The sequence below is a fragment of the Acidisoma sp. genome, from assembly GCF_035492295.1.
In the GTDB taxonomy this organism is placed as follows: domain Bacteria; phylum Pseudomonadota; class Alphaproteobacteria; order Acetobacterales; family Acetobacteraceae; genus Acidisoma.
Genome location: NZ_DATJJK010000180.1, coordinates 15,015 through 31,058, shown reverse-complemented (window position 1 = coordinate 31,058; position 16,044 = coordinate 15,015). Strand labels below are relative to the sequence as shown.

Genomic DNA, 16,044 nt, shown 5'->3' with positions numbered 1-16,044 from the left:
GGGTAAGGCCCGCTATATGCCCCTCCCACGGAGGGCGCATAGCTCAGTTGGTAGAGCAGCTGACTCTTAATCAGCGGGTCCAAGGTTCGAGTCCTTGTGCGCCCACCACGTCTTCTCAATGATTTACGTGGTTTCCCGTTGCGAGTGCAACGAACCTCCGTCCTTCCAGCCACCGCCCTAGCGACGACAGACGCCCGCGCGGCGATCCCCTGCCCTTCGCTTGCCCCAAGGGGGCGTTTGAGCGAAGAGCCCCGTCTGACGCCCAAGGCGCCCGGCCACAGAAACCCTTGCTCAATTCAACGATCCCGGTGCCAAGGCAGCTAAGCCACCGCGCGCGACCCCAGGTATCGGCTGGCCTTCCGAACTACTCTGGCTGCCTGAACGGTTGCCGCCGGAAATTCGCCGCCAGACGTTCCAGTCTCGCCGATCCCGGCAGCTGGATGATGGCGGCTCCACGGGAAAAGAGGGCACCGCGGATGAGCGCCCAGAACAACAGAAGCCCCCCAATCAGCCAGATGGACGCGAGGCTCTTGTGAAAAAGCGTCTCCAGTCCCTTGGACCCGAACCCATACCGATTGACCGGCAGGGAACAGAAGATGAGGCTCGTCCAGATCAGCGTCCTGGTCAGCCGATCGTCTTTGAGCGGCAGCCGGCCGGTGAAATATAAGGCATAGGGGATCAACAAGAGCAGGTAGTAGTGGGTCCATGAGACCGTGCTCGTGACGATGCAAAAGGCAAGGACGATGCTGAACTCCAGATAGTCCTGCGGCGACGGTTCACGGCTTGACGGCGGTGACGCCCGGCTGCTGCCAATCCAGAGAGCGCAGCCGACCAGGCCGAACAGGGCAAGAAATACGACATCCCTGGCTATTCCGCCCCAGAACGGCAGGACAAAGGGATGCCATGTGGTGATCGTCTCGGGCCCTTGTGAGAGACGCAGGATAAACGCCTCTATGGACTGCACGTTATAGGCTGGCATCGGCTTGCCCGCGTAATCTGCCACGATATGCTGATACCAGTAGACTGTCGTATCGACACCCGCGATCGCGACGGAACCGAGGAGTGCTGCCAGAATGACGGTCGCTCCCCCCAGCACCACCGTCCATTGTCTTTTCAAAGCGAAATAAAGACCGAACAAAATCAGCATGGGCTTGATGACGGCGGCAATGCCGATCAGAAGGCCGACGAGAAAGCCGTTCTGGCGCCGCCACAGCGCCAAGGCCGCGACAAGGCAGAGAAGCACGATCTGCGTACTGTTCCCAAGCTTCAGGGCATTCCAGATAGGGCCGTTGAGCATGAACATGAAACAAAGACCGGTCGCAACCCTCACCGTCGCTTGACGTGTCAGCAGAAAAATGGCGAGCAGCGTGCAGACGACATTGAGTGCGCCGAAGGCAATGTCGGCAGACTGCTGATTGAGATGGCCGATCGGTGCCAGAACCCAGGCAACGATCGGAACATTCACAAAACTCATATCGCTGAAGTGGGGCTTCAGGGCCGATGCGCCACCCTGAAGCAAGGCTTTCGCCGCCGCGTAATATCCCTTTTCAAAATCAAAATAGGTTGACGCCCCTCGCGGGTCGGAATGGCGCCAATAGATGAAACCAACGGGAATAGCGATCAGCGCAATGATCAGCCAGCGGATGAGGTTGAGCCGCGATATCCTGTTCGTCATGCGCACCAGCCGATCTTCGATCTTGAGGTTCAATCTTACAATCGGCACCAGCTATAATGAAGAACTCCAAGTTGGCGAAACCCATATCCGCGACGTAGTTACTAAGGATAGAGACAACAGCCAATTGGCCGAGTGCAGCCCGGGATTTCCGCCTTGTCCGCGCAGCCTGCGCGGGTGCCGGACTATCTCACCCCGAGGGGGCATAGCCGTGCCGAACTTGCGGGGTTATGCTCAAGCGGCAACAGGCGCGGATTGGAGGTAACCGGGTGATCACGCAAACGATCCGATGGATGTTGTGTGGAGTCTTCCTGGCCGCATGCCCACATGGGCAAAGCGACGCCGACCGGAACCGGGCTGCCCAGCCTATGACAGACCTCGTGGTTACCCGGAATCTTCCCTACGCAACGGGTGATCGTCACAGCCTGGACGTCTATGTCTCCCGCGCGCCGGGGAAACCACGCCCCGTGGTGGTCTTCGTCTATGGCGGCAACTGGGCGGCAGGATCGAAGGCCGAGTTTGCCTGGGTCGGCGCGGCTCTGGCACGGCTCGGCTTCATGGCCGTCATCCCCGACTACCGGCTGTACCCCGAGGCACGCTGGCCGATGTTTTTGCAAGACAACGCTGATGCTGTGCACTGGGCGCAAAGCCATGCAGCGAGCTTCGGCGGTGACCCATCAAAGATCGTGCTGATGGGCCATTCCGCCGGTGCCAATAGCGTGCTCAGCTTGGCGGTCGAACCGCAATGGCTTGCTGGCGTCGGCATGAGTCCCCATGACATCAGGGCCGTCATCGGCCTCTCCGGCCCCTATACGCTGTCACCGCTTGATTCGGCGCAAGAACGTGCGATTTTCGGCCCCAAAACCGGTTATGCGGATCCGATCCACCATATCGACGGCGGCTCCCCACCCCTGCTGCTGATCATCGGCGACCGGGACGATGCGGCCGATCCCCGTGATAGCGATGCGGTGGCGGCCAAAGTGCGCGCAAAGGGCAGCCTGGCCGAGGTTGTGCACTTTCCCACGCTTGGCCACAGCGACACGCAGAACGCCCTCGCCATAACGCCGGGCCGCCCACCGGGTGTCATCAACGTCATCCTGCGCTTTCTCGCAGCCCAGGGCGTTGTCCCGTCACAACCCTAGTGACGGGGCCTGAGACCACTCAACCGATGGAGGGCGCCGTGCGACCTGCAGGATCCCGATCTACCTCTCTCAGAAGCCCGCCGCTGCGGGCCAGGCACCAGGCGATCAGGCCGAACCAGAGCAGCCCGCCGAACAGATGGTGGGAGACGACGAAGGATGCGTAGAGCACCGCGAGGGACGAATCACCGGCCGGCTGCGGCCAGAGGACGAGCGGCGTGACCAGGGCGATTGCCGTCCATCCCAAGACGCGCGCCGGCGTCGACGCAAGACTCGAGGACCGCGCGCCAAGGAAGAACGCTGTCGGGATGAGCAGCCAAGCGTAATAATGGGCCCAGGACAGCGGGCTGCCCACGAGGCAGAGGCAGATCGTGAGCAGGTATTGAAGATCGCACCGTTCGGCGGCACTGGCTTGGTCCCCTGCGTCTCCCGCCCTCGCCCGTGCGAGGGGCCTGTAGCAGGCGACGGCGGCGATCAGAAAGATCAGCATGTTGATGATCTGAGAGGCCAGCTTGTCCCCCACTCCCGGCGTTTTCGCCGAAAAATCCAGCAGGATCGAGGGCGGCGCTTGCAGGCGGACAAGAAATGCGGGAATCGACTGATTGCCAGATACCGGCAGCCAATTGTGGCTGTATTGCAGAATGGACGTCTGCAGCCAGTATAGGTTGTTCCCCCAACCGAACAGGACGAGCGAGCAGGCGATCGTTGCCACGCCCACCAGTGCAAAGCCGAACACGCCACGCAGGTCGCGTCGCAGCAGGAAGAAGATGCCGAAGAGTACCAGCGCAGGCTTCAGCACGGCGGCGACGCCGAGCAACAGGCCTGCCGCGAAGGAGCGCTTCGAACGGATGAGGGCCAGACCCGCGGCCAGGAAAAAGACGAGAAAATAGCTGATATTGGCCCATTTGACGCCGCTCAGAAGCGGCCCATTGGCCAGGAACAGCAACGCCAGCAGCCACGTCTCCCGGCGTTCGAGCCTGGCCAGCCGGACCAGCAGGAACCAGGCGGCGACCGTGAGGCCGACGCCGATGATCGTAAACAGCACGGCGGCGATTCTGGGAGACAACCAGGCGAAGGGCGCAAAGAGATAGGCGACCACCGGGATATTCACGAAGCCGCCGCTGACCCCCTCGCCAATCAGCGCCTTCAGGGCGGCCGTATCGTGGTGGAGCGCAGCCTGACCGGCCGGGTAATAGGCCCTCAGGAAGTCCCAGAATGCCTGGGGGGGACTGCTGAGCTTGAGGCTCACCAGTTCGAAGGCAATCACGCCGAGCGAGAGGAGCGCGAGCAACGTGGAGCCCCAAATGGGGAGCACGCGGGCCACGGCACGGGTGCCGGGCCTGCCTTGGGACCGGAACACCCAGAAGATCGTCATCACGCCAATGGCTGTGGCGAGCGATTGTCCTGCAAAAACGAGATCATGCACCAGCGAAGGTCCCATCGCGATTGACACCCCGCTGGCGCGCCGAATTCGAGCAGATGCCTCTCGCAGAGGAAAGACAGTGCCACAGACGGAGAGTCGGAAGGAGCAGCACGGCTAGACAACAAGGCATCGTCAGGCTTCCGGGCTTCATCCGGGCCTATATCCGGCTCGCGACGGCGTAGCTGTTGATCTCTCCGCCCAAAGCAATCTCGACGATTATCGGCTTTTTCCAGATCACGGCGCACCCCTTTGGCAGTTCGACCCACGCACTTGGCACACACGGTTGTCACAGACATGCAGTCTTGACCAAGCAGGAGCACAGGAGACTGCCTCGAACAAGACTGCCTGAATGGATCATCTCCCAAAGGATGACGGCGCCAGCGCCGATATACCCAGCCTTTTTCCCTCGGCCCCGGCACGGGCTTCGCTGATCACCCGGAGCGGCCCCAAGCCTGACTTTGCATCAGTTTGCGGCCTTTCTTGGCACTATCGCTGGAGGAACGTTCCGCGAAGAAGACCGCCAAGCTCTCCGTTTTCTGGCCGAATTCGCGGCGTTGTACTCCCATCGAACTACTATCACCGAAACCCCGAACATTGACATCTTGTGCCAAGCGTTGAGCGGCAGGCGTCATGCCTCTGCAGGATGTGTCGATCGCGCTCACCCGCGTGTCTGTGCTGACGATATCTGGATCGAGATCGGGCAGCCGGCCATCGCCGCCTTCCGTGCCTTTGGATCGAACGCCGTGACGCATGCGCGGCCCGGCTTATTTCAGTCGCCTCTGCCTCAGGAGTTCGATGTCCGATGACGGTTATTGTCAAAGAGAGGGTCGTAAGGCAAAAGCCTCAGACCGCGATGCCGCTGGCCGTTGACCTCGACGGCACACTGATTCACGCCGACTTGTTCGTGGAAAGTGCGCTGAGGTTCATCATGTCGGGGCCATTCAACGTGCTTGTGCTGGCACGGTGGCTTCTGGCTGGAATCGCTGTCGCCAAGGCCAATCTGGCGCGACTGGCGCCATGCAGCCCGGACCTCCTGCCCTATGACGAACGCATTGTAGCCTGGCTTGCCGAGGAGCGTGCATCCGGCCGCACAATCGTGCTGGCCACTGCCGCGGACCAGATGGAAGCCGATGCCGTAGCGGCTCACCTGGGTTTGTTTGACGGCGTGCTCGCCTCCGACGGACAGGTGAACCTGAAGTCCAAACGCAAGGCCGCATTGCTGGCCGAACTTTTTCCCGATGGCTTCGTCTATGCCGGAAATCATACGGCGGATGTGGCTGTGTGGAACCGTGCCCAGGCCGTGGTGCTGGTCAACGCGCCGCCCGGGCTGCAGAAGTCGGTCGCCGGCCGGAGCACGGTGGAGCGCATCTTCCCGGCTGCGCGCAATACCCTCCGCGCTTTGCTGAAAGCTGTACGCCCCATGCAGTGGGCAAAGAACTTCCTGGTCTTCGTTCCGATGCTCGTGGGCCAGGGCTGGCTGGACATCGCCGCCTGGCAAGGCGCCGCGATCGCCTTCTTCGCGCTCAGCGCGACGGCTTCGAGCGTTTATCTGGTGAATGACGCGGCCGACATCGACGCCGACCGCCGGCATCATCGGAAGCGCAAACGGCCTTTCGCCTCCGGGCGCCTGTCACCGACGACCGGACTTACGGCTTCAGCCTTGCTCCTGCTGCTGGGGCTGACACTCGCACATTTCGCCGACGTTCTGTGGCTGGTGCTGACTTATCTTGCCGCCTCCACCCTCTATACCTTCTGGCTGAAGCGGAAGATGCTCGTCGATGTCTTTCTTCTTGCCGGATTGTATACGATCCGCATCATCATTGGTGGCGTTGCGGCAAGTTCGCAGCACGATCACATCGCATCGTCTTGGCTCTTGGCCTTTTCATGCTTCTTCTTCCTCAGCCTGGCGCTGGTCAAACGCGTGACAGAGGTTCAGGCGCAGGCGGCCAAAGGTGGCGGCGATCTGGCGCGGCGCGGCTACAGGGCGACCGACGGACTGACCTTGAAGGCCATGGGTCTCGCCTCCGGGTTCATCGCTACCCTGGTTCTGGCACTCTATCTTCAGAGCGACAAGGTAGCGGGACAATACAACGAGCCGTTCCTCCTGTGGGTCCTGCCCGCTGCAGTCGTGTATTGGGAATGCCGGGTATGGTTGATGACCGACCGTGGCGAGGTGCATGACGATCCCCTGATCTTCGCCGCGACGGATCGTGTCTCCTGGGGCGTTGCCTCCGTGATCGCGATCGCCTTCTGCGCGGCAGTGCTGCTGCCACGGGGATTGATCCCATACAGCTGACGGCGTCTCGTGGCACTTCGCTTCGGTGCGCCGGTATATCGGCCACCACGCGCGCTTTGCCTTTTGACCAGCCAAGATCACTGATGACTGAATGTGTGAAACCCCTACTGCGGAACTGCGACGCATGAAGAAGCGGCTGACGATCTTTGCCAAAGGTAATGTGGATCTTCATGATTCGCTGCATTCCTGCGTCATTGCCGGCGAATTGCGCTGGAACGGCATCAATGAAGTCGTGCGCCGCAGCCATCCCGGCACTCTGGCCCGGCTGAAACACGAAACCTGGACGCGATCAGATGCCTTGCTTCAGGCCGATGGCGTGGTGCCGCCCGAATTGGCGGAGCGCTCCTTGTCGCTCGGCTCCTACCCGCTCGCGAGCCAGTTCAGCACGGCACTCTTCAATACGGACGCCGACGTCTTCGTTCTCTCGATCATGCCGGATGCCGCGACATGTCTGTTGAAGCACCGACGTTCCGGATTTCTCTTCTATCCGGGTGAAACGGCGGGATGGAATGCGGAGGACCGCAATTGGCTGAAGACGGACTTCGAGTCCTCGCCGCTCATGGACGTCACATCGTCCCTGGCAAATCTTGAGCGCATCGTTGACCGCATTCGCAGCCGGAGCGATGCGCCGATCCTGGTCTATAACCTGTCGCCAATCGTGCCCGGGCCGATCGTCCACACGCTTCAGGGGCTTGGGGAAACCTTTGCGACACGCATCCGGAGGTTCAATCTGGCGCTGGCCGATCTCTCGGAGACCACGGGAATCTCGATCATTGACGTCGACGAGATTCTTGCGCGCGCCGGCGCCGATCGGCTCAAGGTCGATGCGATGCATCTGGCGCCCGAAGCCTATCGGCTCATCGCGGAGGAAGTGTTGCGCGTGATGGAGGATCTCGGGGTGTTCGAGTTCGCGCATACCCCGGATTATGCTCTTGCGTGACCAAGCGCAGTCAGACGAGCCAAAGGTCGAGGTCAGGCGCGTGAAGAAGGGAGAGCCGATTGCGACGGCGTGAATTCCAACCGAAGCCTGACGCTCGTTACCGCACGATCGCTGAATCAGACATCATCGAGCTCCTTCTGCTGGTCAGTTGGGCATACGAGGTCGAGGCCGGGCAAGGGGCAGCGGCCCGTGCGGCGGCGTCCGCGGCGCTCGACGGTTGGATTGGCCAAGGGCTCGGCTTCCAGTCCGACACCGATGGCCGGCGCCTGTTCGATCCCGTCGAAGTCATCAACTTCATGAAATGGGCTGGGCTCACCGGCGCCGACCCTTATTGGGAAACCCACTTCGTGGGTACGCATCGCGGCTTCGTGCAGGAGTTTGGCCCGGGCCCGGACGGCGGGTTGCAATCAAGCGCCATGCCGCCCCGCCGATTTCGCATCAAACTACGACGCAGCTTCGATCTTCACGGTTTCGCCGAGGGCGCAAACGTTCGGCTTCGCGCCCCGCTTCCGTTTGCCGGAACCTATCATCGTGATGTCGCCGTCACCCCGATTCTTCCGGAGGCGCTTGCGCAGCAGGCCGTCCTTCGCGAACAATGCCTGGAACTGCGTGCCAGGGTTCCGCACGACCGGACGATCACGATCGGGGCGGATTTTCTGATCACGGCGACCGATCCGACCGGCGGATCCGCTTTGCTCGCGGAACATGAGCGGGAGCTTTATCTCCGTGAATCCGAAGGCCTGATTCGGGTGACGCCGCGCATTGCGGCCCTCGCGGCAGAGCTGAGCGGCAACACCGGCTCAGCAAGGCAAACCGTCGGGGCCTTCTGGGACCATATGATGGGCACACTATGCTCGGGCATGATCCGGTATCATGATGTCCCCCAAGACAGGCCGGGTGACTGGGTGCTCGACAACGGCTGGTATGACTGTCAGCTCGGTGCGGCACTGCTCGCGTCCCTCTGCCGGGCGCGCGGCATTCCGGCCCGCATCGTGAGTGGGCATTTGCTCTATCGCGTACAGCCGATCAGCCACTATTGGTGCGAGGTCTGGCTGGACGATGCTGGCTGGCGCCCGTTCGACGTCATCTGCTGGGATCTCTCGCGCGGTGGCCGGGATCGCGGCTGGGCAGAGATGTTCGCTGGGCAGATCGACTATCGCCTTGTCGTGCAATGCTTTCCGCTCGTCTTCACCGGCCCCATGAGCGTGCACTTTCCGAAGGCGTGGCAGATGGTGCAGGTCGCGGCCGCTGGCGGCGTCGACATCACCTATACGAATGCTGAAGACGGAGCCTTGATCTACCGGGATCACGCGGAGGTGGAGAGCCTCGACGAGGCCTCCGCCCGGGCAGACGACCGGCGAGCGCCTATGCAAAGGGATGCTCCCTTGCCCAGTCAAATTGATTATGAAGAAACGCGGCTATTTTAAGTATAATTGCGCCGATGAAGAGGTATGTCGACCAGCACACCTCCCTCCGGCTCGGACCTTTCACCGGATCAAAAATGGCGCTGGCCCCACTAATCAGTAGAGACAATCTATGATTTATGAATTCCGGCTACCCTCGATCGTGACGCAGATGACCGGAGCAACCGTGGAGTGTCTGCACGCGAAGCCCGGTGACAACCTGAAGATGGGCAGCAAGCTCTTCGACATCAGCATCGATCTGAGCAGTGCCTTCGCCCAGGAATGTCCTCCGATCTCGTTTTTTCGGGTCGTTCTGCGCGAAGCGGTCTATCTTCGGAAACTCGAACTCGCGCCCGGCGGTTTCTCTCAGCTGGACGAGCAGATGGCAGTATTCAGCACGAGCCCGGACGAGGACCTCGGCGAATCCGCCAGCCGTCCGGTGCGCACGACGGTCGCCGGCATTGTCCACCACGATGGCATGTGGACAGGAAGCCAGCTATGAGCGCAATTGAGCTCCATCTCGGACCGCTGCGAGCGGAAGGGTATAATATCCTTCGCTCCGGCGTGCGTTGGCTCTGCGAATCCGGCCAGTATTGCGGCCCGAACCAGGTGTTTGCCTATTGCAACATCATCCTGGAACCCACGACCAGCCGCCTCAGCGGACCGCCGCCCTTCGCCGATGAGCTTGAACTGCAGATCGCCTTTGCATCACGAGTTGGCGGCACGATTACGACCGACTCCTCGACCGCACGCGGCGGCTATCTGAGCGTCCGCACGGTTGACGCCTGGAATGCGGAAACCGTCATCGCAAGTATCACCCCCGATCCCGGCGCCTATGATCGGGCGATGAACCCGTCGCGCCTGCGCCTGCTGGCTCTTGCCGGGCGGCGAATGACGGCCCTCGCGGATACCCATTCCGGCCTGCTTCCCGGCTGGCACGGCCGCACGCGCGGCTGGTGGTGCGACGAGGGGGAAACGCCGGTCACGCTGCTAAGTCTCGGCGTCTGCGACGCGACCGGCCTGATTCTGGGCGAGCAATGCGCCTTCCTCGAAATGTTCGAGACGACGCAGATGGCCGCTCAAATGGTCTCTGTGCCGGATCATCCTCTTGCCCCGGCAACCCCTCTGCTGCTCGACCAGCTTCAGCGCACGCCTCAACAGTTCGATGCCATCGCCGGGGATTTGAGGAGCTTTTTCAGCCGCAGCGCGACCGCGCCGACACCGGATGATCTGATGTTCGCGGGCACCATTCTTTCGGTGATGCAGCGCAATCCGATCCGGGACAGTTACAGCATCTTCTCCGCCAATGGATTGGCCCGTCTGGGACCTGCGGACGCGGTGCTGCTCTCCCTCGCGGTTGAGCCGAGCACGATCCTCAGGCACCGGAAGCTTGGCTACCACATCCACATCATGCGTCATCATCAGGTAGCCGCCGGACCCGCCGTCCGGGCCTGGCTTGCCGAATCTTTCGAACCGGTCAGGCGCTCGGTCAATGACATCAAGCAGGATTACATCACGTTGATTGACAAGATCGCCCGTACCACGGGTGGGCGCGTCATCATCCTCAACCGTATGTCCACTTCAGGCTACGAGGATGTTTCCAGCTATCTGGCCTTCGATGCACCGCTGAGCGATACGCTGTCTCTGGTGGCTGCGAAGGAATGGAACCTGATGCTGGAGGATGTTGCCGACGAGCGCGAGCTCCATATCGTTGATGTCGACGCGATCGCCGCGGACATCGGCGGCGCCGAGCACCTGCCAGACGGCATCCATCAAAGCGGCCTGATGCAAACGCTCCTGCGGCAGGAGGTTCGGGGCATCCTGAGCGACCTTCGCCGCGCCGATGCCCCCCTGGCCGCCGCCGTCAGATAATAGCGAACTCAATCACCAGATCGGGGGCGCCGTCCGGACCGTCGGGCAGCGCCTCGTCCGCCGTGTCGCTGAACATGGCCAGGGCCGAACCGATGCCGCACCAGTCTCCGGCCGCGGACTTGATCTCACGAAGCACCCCTGCCTGACCGGCCCTCGCCTCTACCACCGCTTTGTGGGTTTCCAGCTCGACGATCAGATCGCCAGGTGCGAAGACCGTGCCTGCCTCCCCATGCCATTCCAGGACGCGCACTTCCTCCACACCGGGCACAGCAGCGGGAACCGACAAGCGGTAAATCATACCCATTCATTCCTCCTTTAAAATCAAAACCAGACGCGCGGGTTCAGCGCGCCAACAGGTTACGGACCGCCTCGGCCACGCGCGTCGCGTTAGGGACGCAAGCCGCCTCGAGGACCGGATTTGACGACACCGGCGCCGGCAAGGCGCCGACACGCGCCCAGGGCAAATGACCGATGGTCTCGACCACACGGGCAATCACCTCAGCACCCACCCCCGTGGTCACCTGACCTTCTTCAAGGGTGACCAAAGCGCCCGTTCTGGCCACGGACTGGATAATGGTTGCCATATCCAAGGGCGCCAGGCTGCGCAGGTCGATCACCTCACAGGATATGCCGTCGCCTTCAAGCCGCTCCGCGGCCTCGAGGGCAACGCGTGTCATGAAACTGTGCGTGGTAATCGTAACATCGGTCCCCTCCCGCCGCACGGCCGCCTGGCCAAACGGAATCAGATCCCCGGCCAACGGCACTTCGCCAGGGACCGGAAAGAGACGCTTGTGATCGATGTAGACCACAGGGCCATCGGCGCGGAGCGCCGTCTTCATCAGACCGTACGCATCGGCAGGCGTCGACGGCGCCACCACCTTCAGACCCGGCACGCTCATGAGCCAGGCCTCGATACACTGGGAATGGGCGACGCCCTGGCCCTGGGCCCCGGCCGTTGTCTTGACCACGACCGGCGCTGTCAGCCCGCCACCGGTCTTGTAGCGCAGCTTGGCCGCGTAGTTGATGAGTGGATCGAAGCCAAGCATCAGAAAGTCCATATAGGTGATCGTGACCAGCGGGCGGTATCCCGCAGCCGCAGCCCCGGCACCTATGCCAATGCTGGCGTTTTCCGCGACCGGCGTATCACGCACCCGCGCCGCACCAAACTCCGCGAACAGCCCATCGAACTCGCGATAGGAGCCACCGAAGGAGCCGACGTCCTGGCCCATGACCAGAACGCGCCCGTCGCGCAGCATTTCCTCGCGCACGGCCTTGGCAACCGCTTCGCGAAAGAACAGTCTCTTGGTCGGCACACCGAGGCTATCCAACATCGGTCAAAACCCCCGCAGCACTCGGATAGGGCGAGGCCTCGGCGAAGGCCAAGGCCTCGGCCGCGAATTCGGCCGCCTCCCGGTCCAGCATCTCGACGGTATCCTCGTCCAGACCCAGCCGGGCGATCTGGCGCCGAATCGGGCAATGCGTGAGCAACTCTGCAAGCTCCTGACGTTTGCGGGTTTCCCGCGCCGTGGTCGAATGCGACCTCAGACGGATCGAGGTGCATTCAACGAAAGCCGGACCATGACCCTGGCGGATCTTGTCGGCAGCCTCTCCGATGGTCGCGGCCACGCCTTCAACGTCGAGTCCGTCGATAGTGCAAGCCGGCAAACCGAATGTCGCGCCGATGTCAGAAAGCCGACGGGGCGCCAATGCGTCCTGCCGTGCCGTCGATACTGACCATTGATTGTTGTTGCATACGAAGAGCAACGGCAGTTTCCAGATCGCAGCCATATTCAGCGTCTCGTGCAAGGCGCCTGAACCGCAGGCGCCATCACCGAAGAGAACGGCGACGATGCTACCGTCATCATCCAGCTGCTTGGCGAGTGCCACGCCTGCGGCGATGCTGATGTTGCCGCCGACCACGGCATGGGCACCGAAAAAACCGGACCCGGGATCCGAGAGGTGGCCGCGGCCGGCACGGCCGCCATTCATGCCATCCGTCTTTCCCAGCAACTCCGCCATCACCCGCCGCGGATCGGCACCCCGCGCAATGACCGGGCCGATCGAACGGCCACCAGTCAACAGCTGATCGCCAGCATTCAAGGCCGAACTCAAGCCGACGGCCACGGCCTCCTCGCCGCTCGAGAGCAATTGAAATCCGTGATCCGGCCGCGCGGCCAGAGCCGTTTCAAAGGCACGAATCCGCGTCATCGCGCGGAGCATCGTGAAGGAATTGGGTTTCATGGGCGCCGACCTACCTCTTGCGTCCTGGCCATCCGCGCGACACCGCTGATCAGAAGCCAGGCACTTTCACGCGCGCCGCGGCGCCGCACAGCGCCGGTGAGCTTGTCGAGCGCCTCGCGGCGGCCGATCTGGCCCTTCAAAACCTGGCGCACCAGCCATCCGACATGGTTTTCCTGCACCTCGGCGGTCACGGTCGCGACACGTTGCTTGCGTCGTCCCTGTCCCATGGCCATGAGGTTCGTCATCATCTGATCGGTCGTCAACCCGACAGATGGCCGTTCACTTTCGAGAATAAGCCGTGCCGCATCCTGTATCTCGGCCGGCACGAAGGCATCGAGTGCATTGGCTACGACGCAGACGGCAACCGCATTGCTCGCGAGCTCAACAGCCGCCTTGCCGCCAAGGCGATAGTCGGTTTCCAGGCGCCGCGCACCGACATCGGCCAGCACCCGGTCAAGATCGATCACCAGGGCGCCGTACGCACGGGACAGTTCCGTGGCCAAGAGGTTGAGCTGGCGGAGACGCCGGCGAATACGGTCGGCGCCTTCAATATCGTCTTCACTCTCCACATGCCGCAACAAGGTACAGATGAAGACCGGATTGCCCGTGGCACAAAGCGCCTCGTAGGTGCGGTGCAATTCCTGCTCTACATCGGGCCAGGACCTTTCGATCGGCGCGAGGGCCAGGGCGAGCGATGTGACAATGACGGAGCCGGCCGGCACATCGAGGACTGCGCCCAAATCGGCCACGCGCGTGGCGGAAACCGCCCATGGCTCCGCCGCGGTCCGACTCAGTGAATCCGCAAGATGCCCGGCGGCCGCTTCGACAATGACCTGCTCATTCGCGGTCACGGCGGCGAGAATGGGAATGGTTCGGGAGTCCATCAAGCGCCTACACCCTCGTTGACATTGCTTGTGTAGTGCATATGCGCCTTGCGCACGGCCTGGCGATTGCCCAAGCCCCGGCAAAGCGCTGCTGCCTTCTCAAGATCTCGCAACGTGCGGATACGAGACGACGCGGGGATCATGTCTGTGTCACTCAGGCTTTCCCACAGAAGGGGCAGCAGTTCGACTTCTGGCAGCGGGTGAGCGCGGTAGAAGATGTCTTCCCAGTCCCGCTCTTGCAGCGGATCGCGCCAGCCACTGCGATGAATCATATGATAGGTGCGGCCCGCGCAGCCGGCCATGCGCAAACCCTGTTCGCACAACCGCAAGGCGAGTTCGCGATGCTCATTGATGGTCAGCTCCGGATGGAAGCCGCCGCTGTCGATGAACGCCGTCCGTGCCAGCGATTGATTGGAGCCGGAGGCGGCAGCCCAGAGCACACTGCAATCCGGCTGCGTTCTCAGTGCCTCCATCTCCAACTCATAGAGTCTGCGCGGACCGAAGCCTGGATAGATGCCAGCCTGAGCGCGACTATCGACCGTCTCGAAGGCATTGCGAATCTGCGCGCGTGTGACGATTGATTTCGCGCGTTCAGCCTCGGTCATCCGCGCGACCTTGGCCTCCTCGCCTGGTTTGGGCGTGCCTGCTTCAGGATCGAGAAACAGGCGCGTGCAGCGCAGGTGCCACGTTTCGCCACGGACGATGAGCCCTTCCTGGCGGCTGTGCTCCTGGACATGCCGCTGCACCATGTCGGGCGCCGCTAGCGTATCGCCGTCGAGGAAGACAATGATGTCGCCGCTCGCTTCCGCGGCACCCGCATTGGCAGCGGCAGAGCGACCGACTGACCTCTCGTGATGAATCGCAATAAGGTCAAGCGCGCCATGCATCTCGGCCAGGACGCTGCGGGTGTGGTCGGATGATCCATCATTCACCACCACCACCTCCGGCCGCTCGCTTTGGCAAGCGAGTGAGGTCAGCGTCAGACGAAGGCGATCGGCTTCATCCTTCGACCGAATTACGACGCTCGCACGCATGATCCAACCTCACCTGCACTCATGCCACTGTTCCGTGCAGCCAGCGACGACATACCCTTGCCAATCAAGGTGCATCTGCTGTCTCGCCAGCCTATCTATCAATAGAGCCGAATTTCGCCGCAGGCACTGCCCGCGCTGACGCATCTCGGGTGCGTGACCGCCATCACGATCGCTCGGTATTTCTCGAAGGACGCCAAGAATGCAGACCGATAATTTCCACTTCGGTCACCTAGCCTGAGAGTGGGAACGATCGATAAAGCAGCCGACTGCGCCCACCCATCATTGTAGAAGCGGTTAAAAGGAGCAAGTAAGACTTTATAACGCATACGGGTATACCCGTATGGCTTATGGCCTAGCCGACCCCCGGCCAAGCCGGCGGAGCAAAGCGATGCACGGGGCCGTGAATTCCGCGTGCAGGCTTCCGCTCATCCTCCTGTCCTGAAGGGACAAGATGAGCACCGCAAGGCCTTGCCCGATACGGTCTCGGCGCTCCCGCCCCGCTCGATTGACGTAGCTCGGCCGTCTCCCAATGGACAATAGGCACAAGGCCATCCTTTCCTTGTATTGGGGCCTTGGCGGAGCCATTCAGGCCGCTTTTGCAGTATAGGATGACCATGAAGGCGGGTGTGTTTCGTGACGTCACAAAGCGGTCCGATGCTCGGCAATTGTTTCTTTTTCTGGTTTCAGGTGGAACCGCAACCATCGTCCAATACGGTGTCCTCGTCCTCCTCATCGAGGTCGTGCGCAACAATCCAACAGTAGCCGCCGTCTGCGCCTATCTGTGTGGCGCCGCCACGAGCTATTTTCTCAACTTCTCCTACACCTTCAAGAACTCCGGCACCGGCTTCAGGAAGGGCCTTCTGAAGTTCCTGATCGTTAACGTCATCGGCCTTGGCCTCAATACCTTGATCTTCGTGACATTACGCGACCTCGGCGCCTATTATCTTTTGGCCCAGGCCGTGGCGACCGGCCTTGTGCTGATCTGGAACTATCTCGGGGCGCGTCTTTTCGTGTTTCGCAGCCCCGCGCGGGCGTAAGCGTAGCAACGGGCCTTGGCTCGGCTCTTCCAAGGCCGCCCCGACCGCGGCCGTTCTCGTTCCGTGCGGTTGATGCCAGGCCATGCCGAATAAAGAACTTAAT

16 protein-coding genes and 1 tRNA gene are annotated in these 16,044 nt (G+C 61.8%); 8 read left to right on the top strand and 9 right to left on the bottom strand.

Annotation, left to right across the window (positions count from 1 at the left end; translation table 11 throughout):
- Nucleotides 1-32 precede the first annotated feature (32 nt).
- A tRNA-Lys gene (locus VL752_RS13330) sits at nt 33-108 on the top strand.
- Nucleotides 109-364: 256 nt separating this feature from the next.
- On the opposite strand, the gene VL752_RS13325 is transcribed toward VL752_RS13330, so the two are convergent.
- The gene (locus VL752_RS13325; protein WP_325356009.1) at nt 365-1,708 is read right to left on the bottom strand and encodes a glycosyltransferase family 87 protein; all 1,344 of its coding nucleotides are present in this window, start codon (nt 1,706-1,708) and stop codon (nt 365-367) included.
- Nucleotides 1,709-2,040: 332 nt separating this feature from the next.
- Between VL752_RS13325 and VL752_RS13320 the strand changes: the two genes are divergently transcribed.
- Nucleotides 2,041-2,814 (top strand): alpha/beta hydrolase, encoded by a 774-nt coding sequence (locus VL752_RS13320; protein ID WP_325356007.1) that lies wholly within the window; start codon nt 2,041-2,043, stop codon nt 2,812-2,814.
- Between the two features lie 19 nt (nt 2,815-2,833).
- Here the strand turns inward: VL752_RS13320 and VL752_RS13315 are convergent, their stop codons facing one another.
- The 3 genes from VL752_RS13315 to VL752_RS13310 form a co-directional block, all read right to left on the bottom strand.
- Nucleotides 2,834-4,252 (bottom strand): glycosyltransferase family 87 protein, encoded by a 1,419-nt coding sequence (locus VL752_RS13315; protein ID WP_325356005.1) that lies wholly within the window; start codon nt 4,250-4,252, stop codon nt 2,834-2,836.
- Nucleotides 4,253-4,391: 139 nt separating this feature from the next.
- Nucleotides 4,392-4,472 (bottom strand): pyrroloquinoline quinone precursor peptide PqqA, encoded by an 81-nt coding sequence (gene pqqA, locus VL752_RS22275; RefSeq protein WP_408863124.1) that lies wholly within the window; start codon nt 4,470-4,472, stop codon nt 4,392-4,394.
- A gap of 193 nt (nt 4,473-4,665) precedes the next feature.
- Nucleotides 4,666-4,986: a hypothetical protein gene (locus VL752_RS13310; RefSeq protein ID WP_325356003.1), complete on the bottom strand. Its 321-nt coding sequence runs from the start codon at nt 4,984-4,986 to the stop codon at nt 4,666-4,668.
- Between the two features lie 50 nt (nt 4,987-5,036).
- Here VL752_RS13310 and VL752_RS13305 point away from each other — a divergent pair, with 50 nt between their 5' ends.
- From VL752_RS13305 to VL752_RS13285, 5 genes are all read left to right on the top strand, one after another.
- Nucleotides 5,037-6,530 (top strand): UbiA family prenyltransferase, encoded by a 1,494-nt coding sequence (locus VL752_RS13305; RefSeq protein ID WP_325356001.1) that lies wholly within the window; start codon nt 5,037-5,039, stop codon nt 6,528-6,530.
- Between the two features lie 124 nt (nt 6,531-6,654).
- Entirely contained in the window at nt 6,655-7,470 is an 816-nt protein-coding gene (locus tag VL752_RS13300; protein ID WP_325355999.1) for an SGNH/GDSL hydrolase family protein, read from the top strand.
- A 59-nt stretch (nt 7,471-7,529) separates the two neighbouring features.
- Nucleotides 7,530-8,897, top strand: coding sequence for a transglutaminase-like domain-containing protein (locus VL752_RS13295; RefSeq protein WP_325355997.1), 1,368 nt, complete (start codon nt 7,530-7,532; stop codon nt 8,895-8,897).
- 148 nt (nt 8,898-9,045) lie between these two features.
- Entirely contained in the window at nt 9,046-9,375 is a 330-nt protein-coding gene (locus VL752_RS13290; protein WP_325356011.1) for a hypothetical protein, read from the top strand.
- Nucleotides 9,372-10,745, top strand: coding sequence for a hypothetical protein (locus tag VL752_RS13285; RefSeq protein WP_325355995.1), 1,374 nt, complete (start codon nt 9,372-9,374; stop codon nt 10,743-10,745). The genes VL752_RS13290 and VL752_RS13285 overlap by 4 nt, the downstream gene beginning before the upstream one ends.
- Here the strand turns inward: VL752_RS13285 and VL752_RS13280 are convergent.
- The 5 genes from VL752_RS13280 to VL752_RS13260 are packed head-to-tail and all read right to left on the bottom strand — an operon-like array spanning nt 10,738 to nt 14,904.
- Nucleotides 10,738-11,049 carry a lipoyl domain-containing protein gene (locus tag VL752_RS13280; protein ID WP_325355993.1) on the bottom strand — a complete coding sequence of 104 codons (312 nt, stop codon included), beginning with the start codon at nt 11,047-11,049 and terminating at the stop codon, nt 10,738-10,740. The two genes, VL752_RS13285 and VL752_RS13280, sit on opposite strands and share 8 nt — an antisense overlap.
- Before the next feature lie 37 nt (nt 11,050-11,086).
- The gene (locus tag VL752_RS13275) at nt 11,087-12,076 is read right to left on the bottom strand and encodes an alpha-ketoacid dehydrogenase subunit beta (protein ID WP_325355991.1); all 990 of its coding nucleotides are present in this window, start codon (nt 12,074-12,076) and stop codon (nt 11,087-11,089) included.
- Nucleotides 12,066-12,986 (bottom strand): thiamine pyrophosphate-dependent dehydrogenase E1 component subunit alpha, encoded by a 921-nt coding sequence (locus tag VL752_RS13270; protein WP_325355989.1) that lies wholly within the window; start codon nt 12,984-12,986, stop codon nt 12,066-12,068. Before VL752_RS13270 ends, VL752_RS13275 begins: the two co-directional genes overlap by 11 nt.
- Nucleotides 12,983-13,873 carry an SGNH/GDSL hydrolase family protein gene (locus tag VL752_RS13265; protein WP_325355987.1) on the bottom strand — a complete coding sequence of 297 codons (891 nt, stop codon included), beginning with the start codon at nt 13,871-13,873 and terminating at the stop codon, nt 12,983-12,985. Before VL752_RS13265 ends, VL752_RS13270 begins: the two co-directional genes overlap by 4 nt.
- Entirely contained in the window at nt 13,870-14,904 is a 1,035-nt protein-coding gene (locus tag VL752_RS13260; RefSeq protein WP_325355985.1) for a glycosyltransferase family 2 protein, read from the bottom strand. The genes VL752_RS13265 and VL752_RS13260 overlap by 4 nt, the downstream gene beginning before the upstream one ends.
- Before the next feature lie 614 nt (nt 14,905-15,518).
- Between VL752_RS13260 and VL752_RS13255 the strand changes: the two genes are divergently transcribed.
- Entirely contained in the window at nt 15,519-15,941 is a 423-nt protein-coding gene (locus VL752_RS13255) for a GtrA family protein (protein WP_325355983.1), read from the top strand.
- The last annotated feature ends 103 nt before the right edge of the window (nt 15,942-16,044 follow it).